A 25,620-nucleotide genomic window follows, 5' to 3' on the forward strand; every position below is an offset into this window, starting at 1 on the left:
GAATGTACCATGCATAGGGAAGACTCGCTTAAGCGGCCTCACCCACTACGGTAACCTGAATTTCAACTTGCACATCAGCATGCAAGACTACTGTAACAGGATACTCGCCAACTGCTTTCAAATGACCATCAGGCAGACGTACTTGTACTTTCAGTACATCAAAACCTTTTGCTTGCAATGCAGCTGCAATGTCCATTGTCGTAACGGAACCGAACAAGCGACCATCCACACCCGCTTTTTGCGAAATAGTGAAGACCTGACCATTCAGTTTCTCGCCTAGAGCCTGAGCAGCAGCCAATTTATCTGCTTGCAACTTCTCTAGTTCGGCACGACGCACTTCGAACTCCTGCAATGCTGCAGGCGTAGCACGACGAGCAATTTTACGTGGAATCAAGTAGTTGCGCGCAAAACCGTTACGCACACGTACGATATCACCCAGATTACCCAGGTTGACAACTTTTTCGAGCAAAATTATTTGCATGACTATAGCCCTCTGGATTACTTATGATTGTCAGTGTAGGGCAACAAAGCCAAGAAGCGAGCGCGCTTAACAGCGGTGTCAAGCTGACGCTGGTAGTGGGCTTTAGTGCCTGTCAGGCGGGCAGGAATAATCTTGCCGTTTTCCTGAATAAAATCACGCAGTGTATCCAGATCTTTGTAATCAATCTCTTCTACACCTGCTACGGTGAAACGGCAGAATTTGCGGCGCTTGAACAGCGGATTTTGTTGAGCAAATTTGCGTCGTTTGTCTTTGCCTCTACGGAAAGCCATATGTGCCTCGTTAATTACCGGTAAGAACCGGGAGTAAATTCATTGATGCGAAGCATAAGCGTACTTCGCTACGAATATTGGTTAAGCGTTCAAACAGTAGTAGAACCCTGGCCCGCGTACTGAGATTTCACGTTTTGTATGTGAAAAACCAAACGCGTAGACCCTTTACGGGCAGCAGCCAAAAAACCCTGTGTCTGTAATAAGGTTCCCAGAGGAGTTTGGGCTAACAAATTTGCCATGTCACCTAAGGCTAATGCCTGTATTTGCAAGTTAACTTGTCGCGGATGACCGGCTTGTACTACGTTTGACTGATGCTCCAGTAAAAGCTCTAGTGCTGGCACTCCACCTGGGGTGTAGCGTAAGGGCTTAATCTCTAAAATGTGAGCGCTAAGTGCGAACTGGTTCACCGTTTACCAATACTACTTATTCGTCTGCAGCTTCTTCAGTGATAGCTTCGTCGCTAGCTTCTGCATTGGCATCAGAACTGGTTTTACGCGCTTCTTCACGTTCTACCGATTTCATCATCACCGAAGCACCCTCAGGAGCTGTTTTAGTGCTGGAAATCAAGTAACGCAAGATTGCATCGTTGTAGCGGAATGAATGCTCCAGCTCTTCGAGTATGCCTTTGCCGCATTCAATGTTAAAGCAAACGTAGTGTGCTTTAACGAGTTTCTGGATAGGGTAAGCCAATTGACGACGGCCCCAGTCTTCTAAGCGATGGATTTTACCACCCTCAGAGGTGACTATCGTTTGGTAGCGCTCGACCATAGCAGGAACCTGCTCGCTTTGGTCAGGGTGCACAATAAACACTACTTCGTAGTGACGCATGGAACAACTCCTTGTGGATATCGCCTTTATTTACTTGACCATAAGCCAATACAAATCAAAGACGCGACAGCCCGCCTAATAAAATTAGGTTCGAGCAAAGAAACCGTAGATTTTAGCACAGCCTGCAAAAAAACAGCAAACTTAATATAAAAAGTGTTGCTTAACCTTCAACGCAAGCGTAGGCCGAATGATTATGGATGGACTCGAAGTTTTCCGCCTCAACTCGGAACCGTTGCACTCCCGGCTGCTGTTTAACGAGCACCGCCACATCACGCACTAAGTCCTCAACAAATTTCGGATTTTCATACGCACGTTCGGTGACATATTTTTCATCGCTACGTTTCAGCAAGCCCCACAATTCGCAGGAGGCCTGCTGCTCGATCTGAGTAATGAGCTGGGGGATATCAATGGCATCAGGGTGACGGTAAACAATTACCACCGTCACGTGCGAACGTTGATTGTGCGCGCCGTACTGAGAAATGGCCTTAGAGCAAGGGCACAAGCTAGTAACCGGCACCAGCACACTAAGTTCAAACTCATCTTGTGCCGCATCCGCTCCGACACGTGCTGTCCAGCCCAGGGTGTAATCCAGCAAGCTCGCCACACCAGAGACAGGCGCCAGCTTTTCCAGAAAAATCGGAAAGCTTGCGCTAATATCCCCTTGCTTTACGCCCAACAAGGTCAACATTTCGCGCGCTAACGCCATAAAATGGAACGGTGTAACGGCTACATTACGGTACTGTTCAAGCAAGGCGATAAAGCGCGACATATGGGTGCCTTTTTCTTGGGCAGATAAGGCTACCGTCATTTCCCAGTCTGCAACAGTGGGCGTGCTTTGCCCAGCCTCAAGGCTAAGTAACATAGGGTAGCGAACGCCACGAACGCCCACGCGCTGGATAGCAATTTCTCGCTGATCGACGCTGCTTTGCACATCCGGCATGCTCTCTAGAGCTTCCGATACAGTATTCATTATCATCAATATGGACTAAAACAGCCCTGTAATCGCTTAAGACTCGTATTATCTAACGCTTATGGTTGTCACCCCAGCATATCCTTACGGATGGTCTGGTATAAACAACAAAATTGCTCTCCGCACTTATTTGCGAATTCAGGCCTCGAGCAAATCGGAAAAACGCTCAGTTATCGAACGCTCTATACCTTCTGCCACCAGCCCCAAGTTAGCGGCTAGACGTTTTTGATCACCATGATCAATGAACTCATCCGGATAACCTAATGTCAGTACAGGCACGGTAATGTCGGCAGCACTGAAATACTCAAGCACTGCACTACCAGCGCCCCCCATCAGCGCGGCTTCTTCAAGCGTGACAAAGCCCATATGAGTCTGGGCTAACTCTTGCAGCAAACCGGTATCCAAGGGTTTCACAAAACGCATATCAATCAGCGTTAGATTGAACTTCTCAGCAACCTTGGCTGCCTCATATAAAATTGGCCCAAACGCCAGCAAGGCAATGGCTTTACCCATTCGCACTACCTTAGCTTTACCTAATTCCACACTGGCTAAGTTTGGTTGTACAGGTTTCCCTACGCCGTTGCCGCGTGGATAACGCACCGCAGCCGGACCCGGATGTTGATAACAAGTACTTAATAAGCAACGGGTTTCTTGCTCATCCGATGGCGTAGCAATCACCATATTGGGAACACAACGCAAGAAAGCAATATCATAATTGCCCGCATGAGTCGCCCCATCGGCGCCCACCAAGCCAGCACGATCGAGAGCAAACGTGACATCTAAATTTTGTAAGGCTACATCGTGAATTAACTGATCGTAACCACGTTGCAAAAAAGTCGAATAAATAGCCACCACAGGCTTTTGACCTTCACAGGCCAGTCCAGCAGCAAACGTGACTGCGTGTTGCTCAGCAATCCCTACATCAAAATAACGGGTAGGAAAACGTTGCTCGAACTCCACCATGCCACTGCCTTCACGCATTGCTGGTGTAATGCCATATAACCGTTCATCGTGAGCTGCCATGTCGCACAGCCATTGCCCGAACACCTGCGTAAAGCTAATTTTTTGCGGCTCGCTGGACTTAACTATTCCTACATCTGGATCGAACTTACCCGGGCCATGATAAAGCACCGGATCAGCCTCGGCCAATTTATACCCTTGGCCTTTGCGCGTCACCACATGCAAAAATTGCAAGCCACCTAATTCACGCAAATTTTGTAAGGTCGGCACCAAAGCATCTAAATCATGACCATCGATAGGGCCTACGTAGTTAAAGCCCAGCTCTTCGAACAACGTGGCGGGTGATAAAATACCCTTAGCATGCCCTTCAAATTTACGCGCTAAATCTAACACCGGGGGCACATGCTGCAGTACGGCTTTGCCAACATTTTTGGCGCGCGCATAAAACTGACCTGACATCAACCGTGCTAAATACCGATTAAGTGCCCCTACCGGCGGTGAGATAGACATATCGTTGTCATTCAAAATAACCAACACGTTCACACCCGGCGTGACGCCTGCATTATTTAACGCCTCGAAAGCCATCCCGGCAGTCATGGCACCGTCGCCAATGACGGCAATATGCTGCCGTTTAATACCCGCATTCCGCGAGGCCACCGCCATACCTAATACGGCAGAAATAGAAGTGGATGAGTGCGCCGTACCAAAATCATCGTATTCGGACTCAGACCGCTTAGGAAAACCTGATATTCCACCGAACTGGCGCAAACCAGCCATTTGCTCACGTCGGCCCGTTAAAATTTTGTGCGCATAGGATTGATGCCCCACATCCCAAACAATGCGATCGTGCGGTGTTTCAAACACGTAATGCAACGCACTGGTAAGCTCTACCGTGCCCAGATTGGAAGATAAATGCCCACCAGTTTGGGAAACCGATCGCAAAACAAACTCACGCAATTGGCTCGTGATGTCTCGTAACTCACGCATATCTAACTGCCGTAAATCAGCAGGTGCTTGAATTTGTTCTAAGGATACTTTGGCCATACACATGCTCTAAGGCAGAAAAAGGGGCATGCCCTATACAATCAAGGGGGAACTGAATATTGTAAACCGGTATGAGCTCAGGCCCTAATTATCGGTCGCGATCGACGATATATTCAGCTAACTGTTTCAAACGCAAGCCAGATGCCCCGATAGGTCGTATGGCAAGTGCTGCATTTTGCGCGAGTTCTTGCAGTAAGTTGCGTGAACCCTCCAGACCCATAATAGACACATACGTTGGTTTGTTATCAGCGGCATCTTTGCCCGCCGTTTTACCTAACGTTTTTGTATCGGCCGTCACATCTAAAATATCATCGGCTACTTGAAAAGCCAAGCCCACCGCATCGGCATAATGCTGTAAGCCCTGACGCACACTTGACGACGCACCCGCTACAATGCCACCAATTAAAATACTGGCCTCTAGCATGGCACCCGTTTTTAAACTGTGCATAGTTTGGAGCTCGGTTTGACTTAAGCTTTTACCGACACTATCACAATCTATCGCCTGCCCACCTGCCATACCAAGGCTGCCCGCTGCTCGCGCTAACAAACCCATGGCTTGTACCACCAAGGCGGGAGCCACCGGCATTTGTGCCAAGGCTGAAAAGGCCAAGGGCTGCAAAGCATCACCCGTTAGCATGGCGCAAGCCTCACCATATTGCACATGCACGGTGGGCATACCACGCCTAAGCTGATCATCATCCATACAGGGCAAATCGTCATGCACTAAGGAGTAAGCATGAATCAGCTCTACCGCTGCGGCAGCCAACCCCAAGGCCTTCTCCTGCGCTGCTGCCATAGGCTTACCTTGCAGCGCCGCCTCACCGGCGGCATAGACCAAGCTGGCGCGTACTCGCTTACCGCCACCCAGGACAGCGTAACGCATGGCCTCATGTAAGCGTTGCGGCGCTTGCTCTGCTAAAGGCAACACCGTATTTAAGACTGACTCTGTTTCGGTTATGCGCAATTGCAACCATTGATCAAACTCTAACGAGGATGTACTCATCACCTACTCCTGCTCATCAGCACTAGACAACGGGCGTAACAAATTTTCCTGCAATACGCGCACTTGCTCCTCGGCCTGATCCAGTCGGCTCTGGCATAGCTTGGCCAAACTTACACCACGCTCATAAGCTTTAATAGACTGCTCTAAGGGCAAACTGCCACTTTCCATACTGGCTACCAAAGCTTCTAGCTCTGCTAATGCTGATTCGAAATCAGCAGCCTCTACAGTTGCTGCTTTATCTTGACTCTCTAGCATGAATATATTCTCAATTTATAACCACTCTGGCAGCGTGCCAGCTTTGCATTCAGACCGAATTGTACGGGAATGTGCAGCACTTACTGTTAAAACCTCTGTTTTCTTCTTTACTAAATTATTCAAAGCACGAAAAAAACGCCGCTCAGCGGCGCTTATTGCACTTTTAATGAGTAAAAGGACTAATCCAGCTCTACAGGACGGCTAGCATCCGCGACCCACTCGCTCCATGAGCCAGGGTACAAATTAGACCCTGCCAAGCCAGCCATTTCCATCGCAAACAAATTATGGCATGCGGTAATTCCCGAGCCGCATTGATGCGTTACCTGCGGTGGCTTTATATGCCCCAGTAAAGCGTCAAACTCCTCGCGCAACTTTTCGATGGTTTTGAACTTACCGTCGGCCTCTAAGTTTTGCAGATGGCTGCGGTTCAGTGCGCCCGGAATGTGGCCAGCGACTGGATCCATAGGCTCGTGCTCGCCACGGAAGCGCTCAGGAGCTCGAGCATCCAACACGACCCGATTATCATTACCTAGCTCTGCACAAACTTGGTCCACCGTACGCACAGGCATTGCCGCGTGCTCTGACATAGGCAAGCTTTGCAAAGCCTGTGCTTCGGTGCGCGCGGGCTTGCGTATACCGGTCTCCTGCTCACCGCCTATCGCTAACCAAGAAGGCCATCCACCTTCGAGCACCGCGACTTTCTCATGCCCCAACCAACGCAACATCCACCATAAGTGACAAGCAAACAAACCGTTACTACTGTCGTACACCACTACCTGAGTACGCGTCCCCAGCCCTTGTAACCGCATTAATGCCGCAAAGTCACTACGCTTGGGTAAAGGATGACGCCCATTTTTACCTGTTTTTTCGGCCGCTAACTGCTGTTCATGATCGAGGAACAGCGCACCAGGTATATGCCCTTGTTGATAAGCGTGCAAACCCGCTTGGTGATTAAGCAGATCATGCCGAACATCAAAGATTAGGTACCCTGGCTCGTGCAAGTGTTGTTTTAATTGTTCTGGTGTAATCAAATATTTATACATGATCTTCCTCCACTCGCTGAGTCGTTGTTGCTCCTGCCTGCCCTCGCATAATACGATCTTCGTGATAGGTGCGCCAAACAGACAATAAACCAGAAGCAATAATTAATACCATTCCTGCCCAAGCCACGACATCGGGGATATCCCCCCAAAACATCATACCTAGTAAGGCGGCAAAGATGATGGTGGTGTATTGCAAGGCAGCCGTCAACAGGGCCGACCCCAAACCAAAGGCGCGTGTCATCGCTAGCTGTCCGATTAAACCCGCTAAGCCCACCCCTATCACTGCCGCCCAAGCTTCATAAGACAGATCGCTCCATCCTTGTATACCCAATCCAATGACACTGCTTGCACAGACAAAACACGAAAACAAAAATACAGTGCGCCACTCTGGTTCACCTACTCTACCTAAGGCACGTATCTGCATCATGGCAAACGCGGCCAGTGCCCCACCGGTTAAACCAAACATGGCATAGATCAGCTGTTCCTCGCTAATACTGGGGCGTAAAACAGCCAACACCCCTAGGAAACCGAACAAGACGGCCAAGATACGAATGGGGTCACGCTGCGAACCGCCCCACACCAATAGCCAAGTAGCAATAAATAAAGGCGCCGTGTAGTTCAAACTCACAGCGGTAGACAAAGGCAAGGTTGATAAGGCTAGAAACCCAAGCCACATCGACATGACACCCGAGATATTGCGACGGATATGCAACTTCCAACTATCTGGCCTGAGGCGCCGTGATCGTAGGTGAGCCCATAAAGCAATGAGCACCACAGAAGGCAAACCACGAAACAGCACAACCTGAGGCAAAGACACCCCTAAATCGGCGGAAATTTTTACACAAGCGCCCATCAGCGCGAACATGATGCTGGCAAGCAACATCCAAAGTGACTGCATGTCTGCGACCAAAAAGATAGTTATTCGTTAAAGTTATTACTATACTCTTTTGCTTGCAAAAATACGGTTCACCCCCATATCTAGCTCTAAGCTGTTGCATAAATTGCGTACAATTCTAGCTTTTAAAGCCTTTCAGTTGTGGCACAGACGGAACCCTCAGCCCAACCATCAGTCCTATCACTCTTTGATTCGCCAGGAATACTTCTCATGAAGCGCATTGTCTTATTTCTGATTACCAACCTTGCCGTCATGCTGGTCCTCAGCGCCTCCATGAATATTTTAGGCGTAGGTCGATATTTAACCTCGCAAGGTCTAGACTTAACCCAACTTCTGATTTTCTCAGCCATTGTGGGCTTTACTGGCTCCTTTATTTCATTATTGCTGAGCAAAACAATGGCCAAACACAGCGTTGGCGCTCACGTTATTGACCCTCAAGCGCCTCGTAACGCCGACGAGGCCTGGCTGGTAGACACGGTTCATCAGTTAGCTGACCGGGCCGGCATTGGACGTCCTGATGTGGCCATTTATGACGGCGAGCCGAATGCTTTTGCTACGGGTGCCTTTAAAAACGATGCCTTAGTGGCTGTTTCTACTGGCTTGCTGCATGGCATGACGGAAGAAGAAGTCACAGCGGTGCTAGGGCACGAAGTCGCCCACATTGCCAATGGTGACATGGTCACCCTCACCCTCATACAAGGGGTAGTCAATACGTTTGTTATTTTCCTTGCGCGTATCGTGGGTTACTTTGTAGACCGTGTGCTCTTAAAAAACGAACGCGGTTTTGGTGTTGGCTATTACGCTGCTGTGTTTGCCTGCGAACTTATTTTCGGCATTTTAGCCTCCATTATCGTGGCATGGTTCTCTCGCCAACGCGAATACCGTGCCGACGCTGGCTCTGCCCAACTATTAGGTGCACGCCAACCCATGATTAATGCCTTGGCTCGTTTAGGGGGGATGCACTCCGGTGACCTACCTAAAAACATTGAAGCAGCAGGAATTTCCGGCGGCAAAGCAGTCAGTGCCCTGCTCGCTTCTCACCCACCCATTCCTGCTCGTATTGCCGCTTTGCAAAATGCCACGGTAAGGTAAAAATACCCTTTACCCTGTATGAGCAGGCCCGCGTTACGCTATCATGGCGGGCATGAAAGAGATTCTTATACTGCTTAATTTCGGTGGCTATATCGCCTTGCTAATGTGGGGCGTACATATGGTACAAACCGGCGTGCAACGCGCATTTGGCGCGCAATTAGGGGTTTGGCTAGGGCAAGCACTAAACCGCCCTAGCAAAGCCTTTATAAGCGGCGCCTTAATTACCTCGGCCGTACAAAGCAGCACGGCCACAGGTCTCATGATTACCAGTTTTGCCGCTGGTGGGCTCTTGGCCTTAGTTCCTGCCCTGGCTGCTATGCTGGGTGCCAACGTCGGGACGACGCTCATCGTCCAACTGCTGTCCTTTAACTTTACCGCCATCGCCCCTGGCCTCATTTTATTAGGGGTATGGCTGTTCCAATCACAACGCCCTGGCCGCAAACGCGATCTGGGCCGCGTCGCCATTGGACTGGGGCTGCTATTACTAGCCCTACACGAGCTCGTGAGCCTATTTGCTCCTCTTGAGCAAGCCCCCTTACTTAAAACCATCTTAGATGCGCTGGCCGACGCCCCATTCATCGGGTTGCTCCTTGCCGCGGCACTCACTTGGGCTGCACATTCTAGTGTTGCCATTGTGATACTCATCATGTCATTGGCCAACCACAGCTTCATCGCTCCAGAGCTTGCCTATGCGATGGTATTAGGAGCTAACTTAGGCACGGCCATCAACCCTATCCTCGAGGGCACACAAGGCGAAAACGACCCTTCGGCCAAGCGCCTGCCTATCGGTAATTTTGGTACTCGCCTTGCTGGCTGCACTCTGGCCATGCTAGTGCTTCCTTGGGTGCCTGCAGCGATGAGTTGGCTGACTGACGATCCGGCCCGGGCAGTAGCGAATTTTCATACGCTTTTTAATATTTTCACTGCAGCCCTGTTTTTCCCTTTACTTAAGCCTTACGCCAAGCTACTTACTAAGCGCTTCCCCAAACGTAGCGACCCTGATGACCCTGCCAAGCCCCTATACTTAGACGCCTCCGCGCATGAAGTCCCTGCCGTAGCGCTGGGCAATGCCGCTCGGGAAGCGCTGCGTCTGGCAGATATGTTACAAAGCATTTTGGGTATGGCTCGCACAGCCTTACTAAGCAACCACAATCAAAACAATAATCATGTGCGCTATATTTTAAGTGCTGTGAACCGTTTGGAAATGGCTATTACTGCCTATCTTGCTAGGCTCGACAACGAAAACCTGAATACCGCCGATACTCGACGCTTAAACGAAGTGCTTGCCTTTGCTTCTAATATTGCCCATGCGGCTAGCGTTAGCGTCACTAGCTTATCGGCGCATACCGCTAACTTACGTAAGCTGGCCACGTCGTTATCGCCGTTACAAAAAGATGAACTCAATAAGGTGTTAGATAGGCTAATCCGTAACCAGCGGCAGGCTGCCGCACTATTTGTCGCCGAAGATGTCAAAACCGCACGTTATCTAGCCTTTGAAAAAGACTACTTTCGCGAGTTAGAAAGCACCGTTGCCGAGCGCCACTTACAGGCTATTAAAGCCGGCAACATTGATTCCGCCGATATAGGCTCGGTATATCTGGAGATTATCCGAGATCTTGGGGCCATTAACGCTTTCTTAGTTAGCGCTGTCGCCTACCCAATTTTGTCCAAGCATGGTGAGTTACTGGCCAATCGCGTACGCAGCAATCAAGACATGACGCCATAGGCATCTGGCCAATAAAAAAGCGCTAAGCTAATTCTAGCCTAGCGCTATGCAGGCTAGTGCGCCTGCTCCCAAGTGTCCCCCTCACCCAACTGCGCGACTAACGGCACATCCAAGGTCGCGACTTGACACATTAAACCCGGCAACTCTTGGTGCAATAACGCTAACTCGTCTAAAGGCACGTCTAGCACCAGTTCATCATGCACCTGCATCACTAATAAAGTACGCAGCTCGTGCGCTTCTATCCAATCCTGAACGGCAACCATAGCCTTTTTAATTAAATCTGCCGCAGTGCCTTGCATAGGAGCGTTAATGGCGGCTCGTTGTGCACCGGCAAGACGTGGGCCTTTGGCCCCTTTTATATCGGGTAACCACAGACGACGGCCAAAAACGGTCTCCACATAACCTTGTTCCTGTGCTTGGGTTTTAATGCGGCTCATGTAGTCCGCCACCCCAGGGTAACGTGCAAAATAGCGATCGATATAGGCTCTAGCAGCGTCACGTGTAATCCCTAAATTACTCGCCAAACCAAACTCACCCATGCCGTAAATCAAACCAAAGTTAATCGCTTTAGCAGCTCTACGCTGCTCTGACGAGACCTGAGCCAAAGGAACAGAGAACACCTCAGCAGCGGTTGAGCTATGTACGTCCCCACCCATCTCAAACACTTTTTGCAGATTTTTATCTCCTGACACATGCGCCATAACGCGTAACTCAATTTGAGAATAGTCAGCAGACACCACACGACCCAACTCAGAAATAAATGCACCACGTACGCGTCTTCCCTCGGCGGTGCGTACGGGGATATTTTGTAAGTTAGGATCTGATGAGGCCAGCCGTCCCGTGATAACCGAAGCCTGAGAGTAGCGTGTGTGGACTCTACCCGTGGACTTATTAATCATGGTTGGCAATTTGTCCGTGTAGGTAGACTTCAACTTGCTTAAGCCGCGGTACTCCAACAACAGCTTAGGTAAAGGATAATCTTGCGCTAAGCGCGTCAACACATCCTCGTCCGTAGATGGAGCTCCGCTGGCCGTTTTACGAACGACGGGTATACCTTGCTTCACAAATAGAATCTCTCCCACCTGCTTGGGTGAGTTCATATTAAAAGGCTGTTCTGCTAGTTCGTAGGCCGCTGCCTCCAGGGCCAGCATTTTTTGCCCTAACTCATGGCTCTGCTCGGCCAACACCTGAGCATCCACTTTCACACCATTGCGCTCAATAGTGGTCAAACAACGAGACACTAAAATCTCTAGATGGTAGATGTCCTCAGTGCCCGAATGTTCTGCCACCTTAGGACGTAAGCACTCATGTAAACGAAGCGTAAAATCTGCATCTTCACACGCATAATGAGCGGCAGTGGCCACATCGAGCTGCTCAAAACCAATTTGTTTAGCTCCTTTGCCGCAAATCTCCTCGTACGAGGTGCCCTTTAGGCCTAACCACTGCAGCGCCAACTCTTCCATATTGACGCGCTTATGCGATTGCAACACATAAGCTTGCAGCATGGTGTCATCGCTTATCCCCGCTAAGGAAATTCCTTCGTTGAGAAAAACATGCGTATCATATTTAGCATTATGCAGCACCTTAGGGGCCTCTGCGTCTTCCAACCAAGGACGCAATGTTGCCAAGACGAAAGCCTTATCCAATTGTTCAATATCACCCGGGGCAACATGCCCGACTGGGACATAAAAACTCTTCCCCGTCTGCATTGCTACCGACAAGCCCACCAGACGGGCCTCAAATGGATCCAGTGAGGTGGTTTCTGTATCGAGGGCCACCAGCTTGGCAGCCTTAAGCTGCTGCAACAGCGCGCTCAGTTGAGCTTCAGTAGTGATAGTTTGATAATCTAGCTCTAGAGGAGCGGCGGGGGTCTGCACCTCGACACGACTATCTCCGGCCGGAATACGCTCTGGATCTTGCGTCAACTCACGCAACCAAGTGCGAAATCCGTATTGCTCATACAGCTCACGGAGGACTTCTGTATTACGAGGGTGCGGCCTAAAAACGCTAAAGTCTTTTGCAAAGCCAGGTACTTGGCAATCTAATTTGACCGTCGTGAGCTGTCGCGTCAATTCAAAGTTAGGAATGAAGTCGCGTAAATTTTGCCCAGCCACCCCCTTAATTTTATCTGCTTGTTCGACAAGCTTATCCAAACTGCCATATTCAGCTAACCACTTCGCAGCTGTTTTGGGGCCCACTTTAGGTACACCTGGGATATTGTCCGAGGTATCGCCGATCAGCATCAGATAATCAATAATTTGCTCTGGCCGCACCCCGTACTTCGCCTCTACCCCAGCCATATCTAAACGTTCATTATTCATCGTATTAACCAGCTCCACGTGCTGGTTAACCAACTGAGCCAAGTCCTTATCGCCGGTAGAGACAATGGTGTGAATCTGCTGCTTACTAGCCGCCTCAGAAAGCGTACCAATAATATCATCGGCCTCGACACCTGGCTCGCAAATCAAAGTCCAACCCAACGCACGCACCGCATCATGCAAAGGCGCTATCTGAGTGGCCAAATCGTCTGGCATGGGAGGCCGATGCGACTTATATTGATCGTACAAATCATCCCGAAACGTTTTGCCTTTAGCATCGAATACGCAAACCATATAATCTGCATGGTGATCCTGCAACAAACGACGTAACATGGAAATCACACCATAAAGTGCCCCCGTCGGAGCACCATCAGCATTTCGCAGATCAGGCATCGCATGATACGCTCTGTACAAGTAGCTGGAACCATCAACAAGCAACAAGGTTTTTTTCATGTCTAACAATAAAGCAGTTCGTTTAACCGCCTCCGAGCAAATCCCAACCATCATGGAAGAGTTGCAAACAGCGGCTAACACCTTAAAAGAAATGGGGGCTGGAATTAGCGTTTTTGGTAGCGCACGCATCAAGCCCGGCACACCCTACTATGAAATCGCTCAGGAAGTGGGAAGACGTCTGGCAGAAGCTGGCCTGACTCTTATTGCTGGTGGCGGTCCGGGCTTGATGGAAGCAGCCAACAAAGGAGCCTTCGAAGCGCACGGGCAAAGCATAGGGCTTAATATACGCTTACCGCACGAAACCTCCAACAACCCCTACCAAACACAAAGCTTACAATTTGAGTACTTTTGCTCACGCAAGGCTACTTTTTTCATGCACAGCGCCGCGTACATCGCCTTACCTGGGGGGTTTGGCACACTAGACGAGTTATTCGAAGTGCTAACGCTAGTGCAAACGCGCAAGATTCCCCCTGCGCCCATTGTACTGATAGGAACCAAGTTCTGGTCAGGTTTAATTAACTGGATTCGCGATCAGCTCCAAACCCAGGGACTCATCGGCCCTCACGATTTAGACTTGCTCATACTGACTGACGACTTAGATATAGTGATGCATCATATACACGAATGCTGCGTCATACCCAGCTCTGAGCCTGTACTGCCTCAATAAAAGATGCTCTGAACGTAAAAAGCCTGCTTTCACGCAGGCTTTTTACTGTGCTTACTCGCGAAAATTAAGATTCACGCGAATGACGACGACGCTCGTGCTCTTTTAAATAGCGCTTACGTAAACGTATTGACTTGGGCGTGACTTCAACCAATTCATCATCATCCAAAAAGTCTACCGCGTACTCCAGCGTTAAACGAATAGGAGGAACTAAATCAATATGCTCGTCTTTACCCGAGGCGCGCACGTTAGTCAGCTTTTTCTCGCGAATGGGGTTAACCACCAAGTCATTATCACGGCTATGAATACCAATGATCATGCCTTCGTAAAGGGCTTCGCCTGGCGAGACAAACATACGTCCGCGCTCCTGCAGCTTCCATAATGCATACGCGACAGCGTCACCATCGTCTTGGCTAATCAACACGCCATTACGACGCTCACCTACAGAGCCATCACGCATAGGGCGATACTCATCGAAGATATGACTCATCAGGCCTGTACCGCGTGTCAGGGTCATAAATTCGCCCTGAAAGCCGATTAAGCCGCGCGCAGGGATACGATACTCTAAACGCGTCCGACCACGACCATCTGGAATCATATCTAATAAATCACCACGACGCCGGCCAAGCTCTTCCATAATGCCGCCCTGGTGTCCGTCTTCGATATCAACGGTCAACAACTCGTAAGGCTCAAGCTTCTCGCCATTTTCTTCGCGAATCAGCACTTGGGGACGCGATACCGCAAGCTCATAACCTTCACGACGCATATTTTCGATCAATATCGTCAAATGCAGTTCACCGCGGCCACATACTTCAAACACGGTGTCATCCGCTGTGTCGTTCACTCGTAAGGCGACGTTAGCCTTCAGTTCGCGGTCCAAACGATCGCGTATCTGCCGGCTGGTAACAAACTTACCTTCACGACCTGCAAGGGGAGAGGTGTTCACCATAAAGTTCATGGTCAAAGTAGGCTCGTCAATGCGTAACATCGGTAAAGCCTCTTGGGCCTCGGGATCGGTGACCGTACACCCAATACCGATTTCTTCTATACCTGTAATGAGTACGATATCACCGGCCAAGGCTTCGGCCACTTGCTCGCGCTCCAAGCCACGGAACTTCAGCACTTGGTTAATACGACCTTTTATCGGCTGTCCTTCTGGACCAAACTTCACCACTACATCTTGACCTGAACGTACTCGGCCACGATTAACACGGCCTACACCGATCTTACCGACGTAAGAGCTGTAATCCAAGGAACAGATCTGTAATTGTAGAGGACCTTCCGCATCGTCCTCGCGCTGCGGAACGTGTTCTATGATGGCACGGAACAAAGGTTTCATATCCCCGGAACGCACGTCATCAGTATGACCGGCATAGCCAGCTAGACCTGAGGCGTAAATAATAGGGAAATCGAGCTGTTCCTCTGTAGCGCCTAATTTGTCAAACAGATCAAACGTAGCGTTAATAGCGTAATCTGGACGTGCACCATGGCGGTCAACTTTATTGACCACCACAATAGGACGCAAACCCAGTTCCAACGCTTTACGGGTGACAAAACGCGTTTGTGGCATAGGCCCTTCTACGGCATCGACCAGCAACAATACGCCGTCTACCATAGACAATACACGCTCTACCTCACCACCGAAATCTGCGTGTCCAGGGGTATCAATGATATTGATATGAGTACCCTCAAACTCGGCGGCACAGTTTTTAGCAAGAATCGTAATACCACGTTCTTTCTCGATATCACCCGAGTCCATCACGCGATCTGATACGTGTTCGTTCTCTCGAAACGTACCCGATTGTTTTAACAGTTGATCGACCAGTGTAGTTTTACCGTGGTCAACGTGGGCAATAATAGCCACATTGCGCAATGCGCGACTCATAACTCATCCTTCCGATTGAAGTTTTTTGGGCAAAATCTCTGCTGGCAGGCTATCTATACTTAGCAAAGTAGACGATGGATTGTCCATTTGTTGCAAAGCCTCTAACCCATGGGCCGCCGAGATCGAAAACGGCCCTAACTCTGTTCGTCGCAATGCCGTTAAATGGGCATAGCAACCTAACGCACGACCTATATCCTGTGCCAAAGTACGAATGTAAGTACCTTTGCTACAACGGACAAATAAGCGTGCGCTTTGTCCTGATAAATCCATGATTTCAAGGTCATGAATCGTAATTTCGCGTGGAGCTCGTTCCAGTTCTATGCCCTGACGAGCATACTCATAGAGCGGTTTACCATCACGCTTCAGGGCCGAGTACATCGGTGGCACCTGTGCAATTTTACCGCGAAATTGTGGCAGTACTGCTGCTAGCTCAGCCTGCGTCACCCCTTGAAATGACGCAGTCGCAGTTTGAACCACATTTCCTGTTAGGTCACCCGAATCAGTTTCCTGACCAAACAACAAGGTTGCTTCGTAGGCTTTATCAGCCTCTAGCATGGTGGAGGAAATCTTCGTTGCTCGACCAAAGCAACACACTAACAAACCAGTAGCAAACGGATCTAACGTGCCGGTATGCCCTGCCTTACGCGCATCTAATGCACGACGGGCTCGTTGTAAGGCGTGGTTACTGGATAAGCCATCGGGCTTATCCAATAACAACACACCATCTATCAACTGCCCACGACGTCGCGTAGCCATTATTTATTTTGTCCGTGAATAAAAAAGGACGATCAGGATTGATCGTCGTCAGGATCTTCAGGGATCGAAGTATCCGCAGAGCCTGCGATGGCACTGTCGATCAGACGTGATAGTTCTATACCACGAGCCAACTGATTGTCGTGGATAAACTTAAGTGTAGGCACCGTGTGAATGTGCAGTAACTTATAAAGTTGGGAATATAGCCAACCAGCCTTTTCATTCAAAATGGTGGTGGTCAGCTCTGGTTCGGCACCAAGCACAGAAAAATAGACTTTGGCATGGGCATAATCCGCTGACAACTCAACTTCGGTCAGCGTTATTAGGCCTGCACGACTCATATCTATTTCGCGCTGGATCAATACCGCCAGATCCTTTTGGATCTGGTCGGCGAGGCGCAAATTGCGCCCTGGGTTAGGTTTGGACTTGTGTCTTGCCATAAATTAAAGCGTACGAGCGATCTCTTTGATTTCGAAGATTTCCAGCTGATCGCCCACTTCGATATCGTTATTGCCACGCAATGTGATACCGCAATCAAAACCAGATCTTACCTCACGTGCATCGTCTTTGAAACGGCGCAACGATTCTAGGTAACCTGTCCACTGTACGACATTGTTACGGAGTAAACGTACTTGTGAGTCACGTCGTACAACCCCTTCTGTCACCATACAACCAGCCACGCTACCAATTCGCGAAATATGGTAGACCTCTCGGATTTCAACCATACCGATTATCTCTTCACGCTGCTCAGGTGCCAACATGCCCGACATCGCTGATTTAATTTCGTCTACTGCATCATAAATGATGTTGTAGTAACGAATATCTACACCGTTGTTTTCGGCTAATTTTTTAGCACTTTGCTCGGCACGAACGTTAAAGCCAATAATCACTGCTTCAGAGGCAATCGCTAAGTTAACATCGCTTTCAGAAATTCCGCCTACTGCAGCGTGTACCACTTGCACTCGCACCTCTTCAGTAGACAGCTTAACTAAAGAAGAAACCAATGCTTCTTGGGAACCCTGCACGTCCGTTTTAATAATCAAGGACAACGTCTGTGTGCCTTCGCCCAAGTTGTCAAACATGGACTCTAGCTTAGCGGCTTGCTGGCGTGAAAGCTTAACATCACGGAACTTGCCTTGACGGAACAACGCAATTTCACGTGCTTTACGCTCGTCTACCATCACCACCATTTCGTCACCAGCGGCGGGAACTTCGGTTAGACCTTGAATTTCTACCGGAATAGAAGGGCCCGCTGTAGGCAGGTTCTTGCCTAGTTCGTTCACCATAGCACGTACACGGCCGTAACTAGAACCAACCAACACAGTGTCACCACGATTCAAGGTGCCGCTCTGTACGAGAATCGTCGCTACCGGACCACGACCTTTATCCAATCGTGCCTCAATCACTGTACCTTTAGCAGGTGCGTCCACAGGAGCTGTCAACTCCAGCATCTCCGCTTGCAGCAATACGTTTTCTAACAGTTCATCAATACCTTGACCTGTTTTTGCAGAGACAGCAATGAAAGGAACATCACCGCCATACTCTTCAGGCACCACCTGCTCAGCAACCAATTCCTGCTTAACGCGCTCGGGGTTGGCTTCTGGCTTGTCAATTTTGTTAATCGCCACCACTAACGGCACACCTGCAGCGCGTGCGTGATGAATCGCTTCGCGTGTCTGAGGCATAACGCCGTCATCGGAAGCCACCACCAAAATAACCACGTCAGTGGATTTCGTACCACGAGCACGCATAGCGGTAAACGCTTCGTGTCCAGGAGTATCTAAGAACGTCGCTGTACCACGATCTGTTTTTACGTTGTAAGCACCAATATGCTGAGTAATGCCACCCGCCTCACCAGAGGCCACTTTCGTGCGTCGAATGTAATCCAACAAGGAGGTTTTACCGTGATCCACGTGACCCATTACCGTTACAACTGGAGCACGGGGCATGGACTCAGCATCAGATTCGGACTCGACCAAGAAGGCCTCGGGATCATCCAGTTTGGCTGCAATAGCTGTATGGCCTAGTTCTTCCACCAAAATCATGGCGGTTTCTTGGTCCAGCACCTGGTTAATGGTGACCATTTGACCCAACTTCATCAAATGCTTAATCACCTCAGCAGCTTTAACCGCCATACGGTGAGCTAAGTCTCCAACGGTGATGGTCTCGGGCACGTGAACTTCACGTGCAATAAACTCGGCTACCTGAGGCTCACGGCGATCATTTTGCGCGTTACGTCCACGAGAGTTGCGACCGCCTCCACGTTTTGCACTGGCTTTCCAGGCTTCACGACCGCCACCTGCGGCCACGGAAGCCACTTCCGCTTTGGAGGTTTGCTTCTTGCGAGAGCTGTCTCCTGCCCATGCGCTGCCATCGGCTTTCACTACTTTAACAGGCGCTTTTTCGCCTTTTGCGGCAACTTTACCGTCTTTACGAGCTGCGCCCTTAACAGACTTACCTGTTTCTCCCTCAGTTTCAGGTGCGCGCAAAACTTTGCGTGGACGACTCAGCATCTCACGTAGCGCTGCTGCCTCTGCTTCAGCGGCTTTACGGGCACGCTCACGATCGACATCGAGCTCGGGCTCAGCCGCACGCGGACTTGCGGCGCGCGGCGCGGCTGTGCGTGGGCCTGCTGCACGAGGCGCTGGAGGGCGTTGGCCCTGCTGCGCCTGGGCATCACGACGAGGAGCGCTTTGTGCACCACTACGGGGTTGATTCCCGTTAGCCTGACCCTGGGGTTTATTGGAGGATGTATGTTTACGGTTTTCAGTCTCTGGTTTAACAGGTACCACTGGCTTCTCTTCGGTCTTGGCCTGACTTGCTGGAACCACAGGCTTAGTTTCTTGCGTAACCGATACAGCCACTGCTGTAGGCTCAGCAACAGGCTGTGGCTCGGGTTTGCTAATGGCTGTCTCTGCTGCTGGTGCAGTTTCAATATCTGCAGGAGCGGAGACAGGAACGTTTTCGGTTTTTGGTTGGTTTACTGCCTCAACAGGAGCCTCTGCTTTCTTTTCTGGCTCGGTTTGCTGAGCGACTACAGAGGGCTCCTCGACAGCAGCGCTTGCCTTAACAGGCTCACTGGTCATTGGAGCGGGCTCATTTTCAACAGCATTCACTACCGCGGGTGCTGGAGTGTCTGCCGAAGCTGGTACAGTGGGTGCTGTCGAGGCAGCAGGCATAACATCTGCCGACTGAGTCTCAGTGGCTTCTTTTTGCGTTGCTACTGCAGCCTGCCGTGCCTCTTGCTGCAGGTCAGCCGCTGCCTCTGCCGCCAACTCGGATGGATCACGCTTGACGAATACACGTTTTTTACGTGTTTCAACTTGAATCGTGCGTGAGCGTCCAGACCCATCTGCTTGGCGAATCTCGGAAGTTTGGCGGCGTGTTAGGGTAATCTTATTCCCCTCCGCACCTCCATGGGAACGGCGCAAAGACTCAAGCAGTTTCGCCTTATCCGAATCGGTAATGGGATCATTCACCGATTTGAGCTTAATACCAGCTGTTTGCAACTGTTCCAACAGTGCATCAGCTGGCATTTTCAGTTCTTGAGCGAACTGGGCGACAGTGTTACTCGGCATTCGACTCTCTCTTGCTTACTACTACTATTCTTAATGAATACAACTTAGGGACCTAATTAGCCATGATTATTCCTCGTCATCGAACCAGTGAGCGCGCGCACGCATAATCAACTGGCTGGCTTCATCGGTACTAATTCCAGCAACCTCTGCTAGTTCATCACTAGCTAGCTCTGCTAGATCATCTAAAGTTGCAACTTGGTTTTCAGCCAACTTGGCAATCAGCTCAGGAGTTAGACCTTCTAGCTCCTGCAGCTCCCGTGTAGCGGTTTGCACAAGTTCTTCTTTAGCTATTGCTTCGCTGAGTAAAGCATTACGAGCGCGTGTACGCAGCTCATTTACTGTTTCTTCGTCAAAGGCTTCGATCTCTTGCAGTTCTTGCAAGGGAACGTATGCAACCTCTTCAAGACCAGTAAAGCCCTCATCAATGAGGATATCTGCCACCTGCTCATCCACGTCCAAACGGGACATGAACATAGTGCGCAGCTCCGCACGCTCTTCTTCTTGACGATTCTGATTTTCTTCAGGCGTCATGATATTAATTTGCCAACCGGTAAGCTCAGAGGCCAAACGCACGTTTTGTCCGCGTGAACCAATTGCTTTAGGTAGGTTTTCTTCGTCTACCACCACATCCATGGCATGCTTATCTTCGTCTACCAAAATAGACTCGACATGGGCTGGCGCCAAAGCTGCAATCACAAATTCTGCTGGGTCATCTGCCCACAGCACGATATCCACTTGCTCACCACCTAACTCGTTACGCACGGCAGTTACGCGTGAACCTCGCATACCAACACAAGTACCAATAGGATCTATACGCTTGTCGTAGGCAATCACAGCGATTTTGGCCCGTATGCCAGCGTCGCGAGCGGCTGCCTTAATTTCCAACAAGCCCTGCTCTATTTCAGGCACTTCATTTTCAAAAAGTTCCTTTATGAATTCGGGAGCGGTACGCGACAAAATAACCTGTTGTCCGCGTGCAGCACGGTCTACTCGCTGCACCCAAGCTCGCACACGGTCACCTACCCGTATATTTTCCTTAGGGATCATCTCAGTGCGTGGCAAACGGGCCTCGATCTTGCCCATTTCTACAATGACATCGCCCTTATCCATACGCTTAACCGTGCCTGAAACAACGGTTTCCCCGCGTTCCAAGAAATCATTCAGCACTTGCTCACGCTCAGCATCACGGATTTTTTGCAAAATAGCTTGCTTAGCCGCTTGCGCACCAATACGACCGAACTCAATCGGTTCTAATGGCTCTTCAATGTAGTCACCCACTTCTAAGTCAGGATCAACCTCTACCGCCTCAGAATAGAGCTCTTGGCGATCAGGCTCTTGTAGGCCTGCCTCATCGGGCACGACTAGCCAGCGTCGGAAGCCCTCATGGCTACCCGTGTCCCTGTCAATGTCTACGCGGATATCAACATCTTCTTTGAAGCGCTTTTTCATGGCGGACGCCAGAGCGCCTTCCAGCGCACTAAAGACAACCTCGCGCGATACGTATTTCTCACGCGCCAACGCATCAACCAGCAATAGAATTTCGCGACTCATCGCTTCTTACCTTTGAAATCAAGAACAGGGTCCAGTTTGGCCTTATCCACCTGATCATAAGTGAATTGGAGTTCATTTAGCTGGCCTGCCACGTCGTCCAGTTCCAATCTGAATAGGCTAGTGGTCGGCACATCTAAGGCCGTTACCTGCTCGGGCGCCACCAATGTACCAACAAACACCTTGCGGTTATCTACCGCCTCGTGCAAGCGCACTTGCACCCGCTGACCAGCAAAGCGCACAAAATCAGCAATACGCAGCAATGGTCGGTCCACCCCTGGGGAGGTAACCTCTAAGCGGTTGTAATCGATGTCCTCGACTTCGAATACACGTGACAATTGTTTGGAAACCGTCTCGCAATGCTCGATACGCACCCCTTCCGGGTGATCGATGACCACGCGCAACAAGCCCAAGGGCGCACGTTCAACGTCCACCAACTCGAGCTCGGTGCCTGCCAGGGTTTCCTGAACCAAGGTTAAGATGTCTGCCATAAAATCCAAAAAAAATGGGCTGTATGCCAGCCCATGATTACTATGCAAGCCCAGCCACTATGCCGTGACTTGCCATGCACTGCCAACACACCCGCACACACGTGAGGTTATGTTTATATCACTATGCTGGTAAATATCCCCTAGCCCTAAACCAAGCCACTAGCGACATACAGCACAGCTGTGCACCCAGTGCAAACCTACTCATCTGGGTCAAGTCGTATATTCTAACAGAAATTCAAAAAAATACCTGCTATTTCGCGAGCTTAACCCAGATTTACGCACAAGTTAAAATTTACGCCCGTGCTCGTTGCGCGCAAACAAAACTGCCCTATGAGTCGCCACCACGAATCAAGCGTGACTCGTGAGCTGACTGACTTATGGGCTGCCAGTCGGCATCACGCTTGAGTTTGCTTACACGTCGAATCACCGTCGTTTTCTTTACTGGAGCAGGAGCTCGTTCGGATAAAACCTGAGACATAGGCTGCTCAGCACGCACCGCTGGCCGAGCTCTGCGGGGTCGCTTAGACGCAACATTTTCTTTTACCGCAGGCCCACGAGCATTCCCGTTACCTGCAGGACGACTCCGTCCTACTGTTTTACGCGCTGGTCTGGCAGTTGCACCTCTCCCCTCTCCCCGAGCAGCACCTCGACCGGCATCAGGATGACCGTTCGCTAGGCCACCACTAATAAATAACGCCGACCCATGGGACACATCTGCGGGCATCGCGTCACGAGACCTGGAGGGCCCACGACGAGACACTCGCCCTGAGCGACTTAATCTAGCTCCAATCAAACCGTTGTTATCCATCGTTCCAAACCCGGGAGGCAAAGCACTGTCATGGCTGAGCGGCTGACGCTCTTGTTGCTGACGACCTTCGTCCGCACCCGCTTCTTTGAGCAACCCCAAACGCAGCATAAACGCAGTGACAAGATTAGGCTCCAGCTCCTCCCAGCGACCACGCCTGAGCCCGCGTGGCAAAACCACATCACCAAAGCGTGTACGTATCAAGCGACTCACCGTCACTCCCGCCGCCTCAAACATGCGACGCACCTCGCGGTTACGCCCCTCATTAATAGTAACGCGATACCAGCGATTACTTCCTTCCCCGCCCAAGGACTCGAGCAACCCGAATTTAGCGGGGCCGTCCTCTAACTGCACCCCTTCAACCAAGGCGCGAGTCTGCTCTTCACCCAACTCACCTAACACCCTTACCGCGTACTCACGCTCCGCCCCATAACGAGGATGCATCATACGATTAGCCACATCGCCAGAAGTGGTAAAAATTAACAAGCCTTCGGTGTTTAGATCCAAGCGCCCTACCGACAGCCACTTGCCTACTTTCAAATGCGGCAAACGTGCAAAAACCGTGGCACGCCCCTCAGGATCATCATGACTAACGATTTCACCAGCCGGTTTATGATAAAGCAAAACCCGTGGCGGCTTTTTAGTATTGGGACGCGCAATCAAACGGCCATTGACGCGAACTTTATCGCTTTGCGCGACACGCTGCCCTATGTGGGCGGGTTCACCATTCACTGACACTCGACCCGCAATAATAAGGTCTTCCATGTCACGCCTAGACCCCACACCTGCATCGGCCAACACTTTGTGCAACTTAGGCTGAATTAGCTCGCTGTCCAAAAACTTACCCAAACGCTGCGACAAACGCGCCTGCTTCGCCAGATGACCTAGCGCGATATCATCCTCACCTTCAATGATTTCAACCGGCGCACCAACCTGCTCATGCTGACGCGGCTGAGCCCTACCCCCTCGCTTAGCCGCTGGTCGAGCGCCTGCACGCCTGTTTTGCGCGGGCCGACTCTGTCCTTGAGGCCCCCGAGTTCTAGCCCTGACTGGCTTGTTAGCTTGGCGCATGGGAGCCGCAGCCTGCGCAGCCTCACCCTCTGCCTGGTTCGCTACGGGCTTAGCAGCCGACTCAGTGCTTGCATCACCACGACGCCGACGAAAAGGAGTACGCAACTTGCGTCCCTGCCCACGAGGCTTGGAAGCTTTAGTACCATCGGCAGACTGTGCTGGAGCGTGCTGCACCAGACTTTCTTGAGATTCACTCATTTTGAAATATTTACTCCTGTATTTTTATATTCCTGTGCGGCCCAGCACTCAAAGGCTCCTCAACATGGGCGGAGCTCTGCACCTCCCCTGCCACCTCAGTCTTAATGCTGACCTCTAATCCAGCATGCACCCCCTCAGCAGACGCAAGCGGTATCCCTACCTGTTCCTGAGTAGTTTGCTGCTGTTGCAATTCTTCCTGTACGTGCCCGGGCAGTGTTCTAAACAAATCCGCCGAATCGAGATTATCGATATCGGGCAGTTCATCTAAGGAACGTAAACCCAAGTCCGTCAAAAACTGTCTCGTGGTTCCCAGCAAAGCTGGACGACCAGGTGCGTCTCTAAATCCTATGCTTTCTATCCAGCCTCGCTCTTCCAGCACACGTATAATTTGGCTTGAGACACCCACTCCACGAATATCCTCAATATCGCCTCGTGTAACCGGCTGACGCCAGGCTATGATCGCTAACGTCTCAAGCACTGCACGAGAATACTTAGGCGGCCTATCAAGCGTCAGCCTCGACAAAAATGGCTGCATAGAAGCACGACTTTGAAATCGCCACCCACCAGCCACTTGCACCAACTCCAAGCCCCTGTCTCGCCAATCTAACTGCAATACCGCCAAAAACCGTCGTGCATCCTCTACAGAGAGCTCCGGCGACACGAACATTTTGCGCATTTCCGCCAAGCTCATAGGGTGAGCCGCACACAGTAGTGCTGTCTCCAGCACTCTAATAAACTCGTTGTCAGTCACACCAAACCTGCATCGTGGTACACACTTGCATACTTTACCTATAAAGGTTATTATCTTTTTCTTGCCGCGGGGTGGAGCAGCATGGTAGCTCGTCGGGCTCATAACCCGAAGGTCGTAGGTTCAAATCCTGCCCCCGCAACCAAATTTGAAAGCCAGATGTATTGAGCATCTGGCTTTTTCTTTGCCTGCTCATTACCCCCTGCCCCATCAACGCGCCCGGTATTCTTGCGCGCAGCAAACCCCCTGACATTAAAGTCAGATTTAAAACTGGCAGCATGGAATAGGATAAATGGCGCAAACACACGACCACGTACAATTGCAAAAATAATAAAAGCTGAGAACTTCTTCGCAATAATCGAAAGCAATCCTTAGTATGGGATGCAGCTTTGAATCTTGCCTGCTACGCACTGTGTGCAGCACGGCTTGTGGCTTATTTCTATAAGTGCCAAATTGGCACCAACACCACAGCGATAATTTTTGAATACGGTTATCAGGGTAACTAACCTGTAATTATTTCA

At 50.4% G+C, this 25,620-nt stretch carries 22 protein-coding genes and 1 tRNA gene; 4 read left to right on the forward strand and 19 right to left on the reverse strand.

Translation table 11 applies throughout. From position 1 onward, the window contains the following. Window positions 1–28 precede the first annotated feature (28 nt). The 10 genes from rplI to OSH01_RS08665 all read right to left on the reverse strand — a co-directional run bounded on the left by rplI (window position 29) and on the right by OSH01_RS08665 (window position 7,772). Window positions 29–481: a 50S ribosomal protein L9 gene (gene rplI / locus OSH01_RS08620; protein ID WP_266123692.1), complete on the reverse strand. Its 453-nt coding sequence runs from the start codon at window positions 479–481 to the stop codon at window positions 29–31. 17 nt (window positions 482–498) lie between these two features. Next, window positions 499–771, reverse strand: coding sequence for a 30S ribosomal protein S18 (gene rpsR, locus OSH01_RS08625; RefSeq protein ID WP_266123693.1), 273 nt, complete (start codon window positions 769–771; stop codon window positions 499–501). A gap of 89 nt (window positions 772–860) precedes the next feature. Further along, on the reverse strand, window positions 861–1,178 hold the full coding sequence (priB, locus tag OSH01_RS08630; protein WP_266123694.1) for a primosomal replication protein N: 318 nt from the start codon (window positions 1,176–1,178) through the stop codon (window positions 861–863). A gap of 16 nt (window positions 1,179–1,194) precedes the next feature. Further along, on the reverse strand, window positions 1,195–1,599 hold the full coding sequence (rpsF, locus tag OSH01_RS08635; RefSeq protein ID WP_266123695.1) for a 30S ribosomal protein S6: 405 nt from the start codon (window positions 1,597–1,599) through the stop codon (window positions 1,195–1,197). Window positions 1,600–1,759: 160 nt separating this feature from the next. Next, window positions 1,760–2,569 (reverse strand): GTP cyclohydrolase FolE2, encoded by an 810-nt coding sequence (folE2, locus tag OSH01_RS08640; RefSeq protein WP_266123696.1) that lies wholly within the window; start codon window positions 2,567–2,569, stop codon window positions 1,760–1,762. Window positions 2,570–2,707: 138 nt separating this feature from the next. Further along, window positions 2,708–4,573 carry a 1-deoxy-D-xylulose-5-phosphate synthase gene (gene dxs / locus OSH01_RS08645; RefSeq protein ID WP_290459670.1) on the reverse strand — a complete coding sequence of 622 codons (1,866 nt, stop codon included), beginning with the start codon at window positions 4,571–4,573 and terminating at the stop codon, window positions 2,708–2,710. Between the two features lie 88 nt (window positions 4,574–4,661). Next, a complete protein-coding gene (locus tag OSH01_RS08650; protein WP_266123698.1) occupies window positions 4,662–5,576 on the reverse strand; it encodes a polyprenyl synthetase family protein in 915 nt (304 codons plus the stop codon). 3 nt (window positions 5,577–5,579) lie between these two features. Continuing rightward, on the reverse strand, window positions 5,580–5,831 hold the full coding sequence (locus OSH01_RS08655) for an exodeoxyribonuclease VII small subunit (protein WP_266123699.1): 252 nt from the start codon (window positions 5,829–5,831) through the stop codon (window positions 5,580–5,582). Between the two features lie 179 nt (window positions 5,832–6,010). Beyond that, on the reverse strand, window positions 6,011–6,874 hold the full coding sequence (locus tag OSH01_RS08660; RefSeq protein WP_266123700.1) for a sulfurtransferase: 864 nt from the start codon (window positions 6,872–6,874) through the stop codon (window positions 6,011–6,013). After that, complete coding sequence (locus tag OSH01_RS08665) at window positions 6,867–7,772, reverse strand: DMT family transporter (RefSeq protein ID WP_266123701.1); 906 nt, start codon at window positions 7,770–7,772, stop codon at window positions 6,867–6,869. Before OSH01_RS08665 ends, OSH01_RS08660 begins: the two co-directional genes overlap by 8 nt. A gap of 207 nt (window positions 7,773–7,979) precedes the next feature. Between OSH01_RS08665 and htpX the strand changes: the two genes are divergently transcribed. Continuing rightward, window positions 7,980–8,861 (forward strand): protease HtpX, encoded by an 882-nt coding sequence (gene htpX / locus OSH01_RS08670; protein WP_266123702.1) that lies wholly within the window; start codon window positions 7,980–7,982, stop codon window positions 8,859–8,861. Window positions 8,862–8,913: 52 nt separating this feature from the next. Continuing rightward, window positions 8,914–10,587, forward strand: a complete 1,674-nt coding sequence (locus tag OSH01_RS08675; protein ID WP_266123703.1) for a Na/Pi cotransporter family protein — start codon at window positions 8,914–8,916, stop codon at window positions 10,585–10,587. Between the two features lie 53 nt (window positions 10,588–10,640). Here OSH01_RS08675 and polA read toward each other — a convergent pair whose 3' ends face one another. Beyond that, window positions 10,641–13,358, reverse strand: coding sequence for a DNA polymerase I (polA, locus tag OSH01_RS08680; RefSeq protein WP_266123704.1), 2,718 nt, complete (start codon window positions 13,356–13,358; stop codon window positions 10,641–10,643). Here polA and OSH01_RS08685 point away from each other — a divergent pair. Continuing rightward, complete coding sequence (locus OSH01_RS08685; RefSeq protein WP_266123705.1) at window positions 13,357–14,025, forward strand: LOG family protein; 669 nt, start codon at window positions 13,357–13,359, stop codon at window positions 14,023–14,025. The two genes, polA and OSH01_RS08685, sit on opposite strands and share 2 nt — an antisense overlap. Before the next feature lie 64 nt (window positions 14,026–14,089). Here the strand turns inward: OSH01_RS08685 and typA are convergent, their stop codons facing one another. The 8 genes from typA to scpB all read right to left on the reverse strand — a co-directional run bounded on the left by typA (window position 14,090) and on the right by scpB (window position 25,102). Further along, the gene (gene typA / locus OSH01_RS08690) at window positions 14,090–15,907 is read right to left on the reverse strand and encodes a translational GTPase TypA (protein WP_266123706.1); all 1,818 of its coding nucleotides are present in this window, start codon (window positions 15,905–15,907) and stop codon (window positions 14,090–14,092) included. A gap of 3 nt (window positions 15,908–15,910) precedes the next feature. Next, window positions 15,911–16,663 (reverse strand): tRNA pseudouridine(55) synthase TruB, encoded by a 753-nt coding sequence (gene truB / locus OSH01_RS08695; protein ID WP_266123707.1) that lies wholly within the window; start codon window positions 16,661–16,663, stop codon window positions 15,911–15,913. A 32-nt stretch (window positions 16,664–16,695) separates the two neighbouring features. Further along, window positions 16,696–17,100 (reverse strand): 30S ribosome-binding factor RbfA, encoded by a 405-nt coding sequence (gene rbfA, locus OSH01_RS08700; protein WP_266123708.1) that lies wholly within the window; start codon window positions 17,098–17,100, stop codon window positions 16,696–16,698. Window positions 17,101–17,103: 3 nt separating this feature from the next. Beyond that, complete coding sequence (gene infB / locus OSH01_RS08705) at window positions 17,104–20,238, reverse strand: translation initiation factor IF-2 (protein WP_266123709.1); 3,135 nt, start codon at window positions 20,236–20,238, stop codon at window positions 17,104–17,106. A 66-nt stretch (window positions 20,239–20,304) separates the two neighbouring features. Further along, the gene (nusA, locus tag OSH01_RS08710; protein WP_266123710.1) at window positions 20,305–21,789 is read right to left on the reverse strand and encodes a transcription termination factor NusA; all 1,485 of its coding nucleotides are present in this window, start codon (window positions 21,787–21,789) and stop codon (window positions 20,305–20,307) included. Continuing rightward, window positions 21,786–22,277, reverse strand: a complete 492-nt coding sequence (gene rimP / locus OSH01_RS08715) for a ribosome maturation factor RimP (RefSeq protein ID WP_266123711.1) — start codon at window positions 22,275–22,277, stop codon at window positions 21,786–21,788. The genes nusA and rimP overlap by 4 nt, the downstream gene beginning before the upstream one ends. A 328-nt stretch (window positions 22,278–22,605) precedes the next feature. Beyond that, a complete protein-coding gene (gene rluB, locus OSH01_RS08720; protein WP_266123712.1) occupies window positions 22,606–24,351 on the reverse strand; it encodes a 23S rRNA pseudouridine(2605) synthase RluB in 1,746 nt (581 codons plus the stop codon). A 10-nt stretch (window positions 24,352–24,361) separates the two neighbouring features. Then, window positions 24,362–25,102 carry an SMC-Scp complex subunit ScpB gene (gene scpB / locus OSH01_RS08725; protein WP_376918071.1) on the reverse strand — a complete coding sequence of 247 codons (741 nt, stop codon included), beginning with the start codon at window positions 25,100–25,102 and terminating at the stop codon, window positions 24,362–24,364. Between the two features lie 65 nt (window positions 25,103–25,167). On the opposite strand from scpB, the gene OSH01_RS08730 reads away from it, so the two are divergent. After that, window positions 25,168–25,244: transfer RNA gene (locus OSH01_RS08730), tRNA-Met, on the forward strand. Window positions 25,245–25,620: the final 376 nt, after the last annotated feature.

It is taken from the genome of Alcaligenes endophyticus (assembly GCF_026344035.1).
Lineage (GTDB): Bacteria > Pseudomonadota > Gammaproteobacteria > Burkholderiales > Burkholderiaceae_B > Alcaligenes > Alcaligenes endophyticus.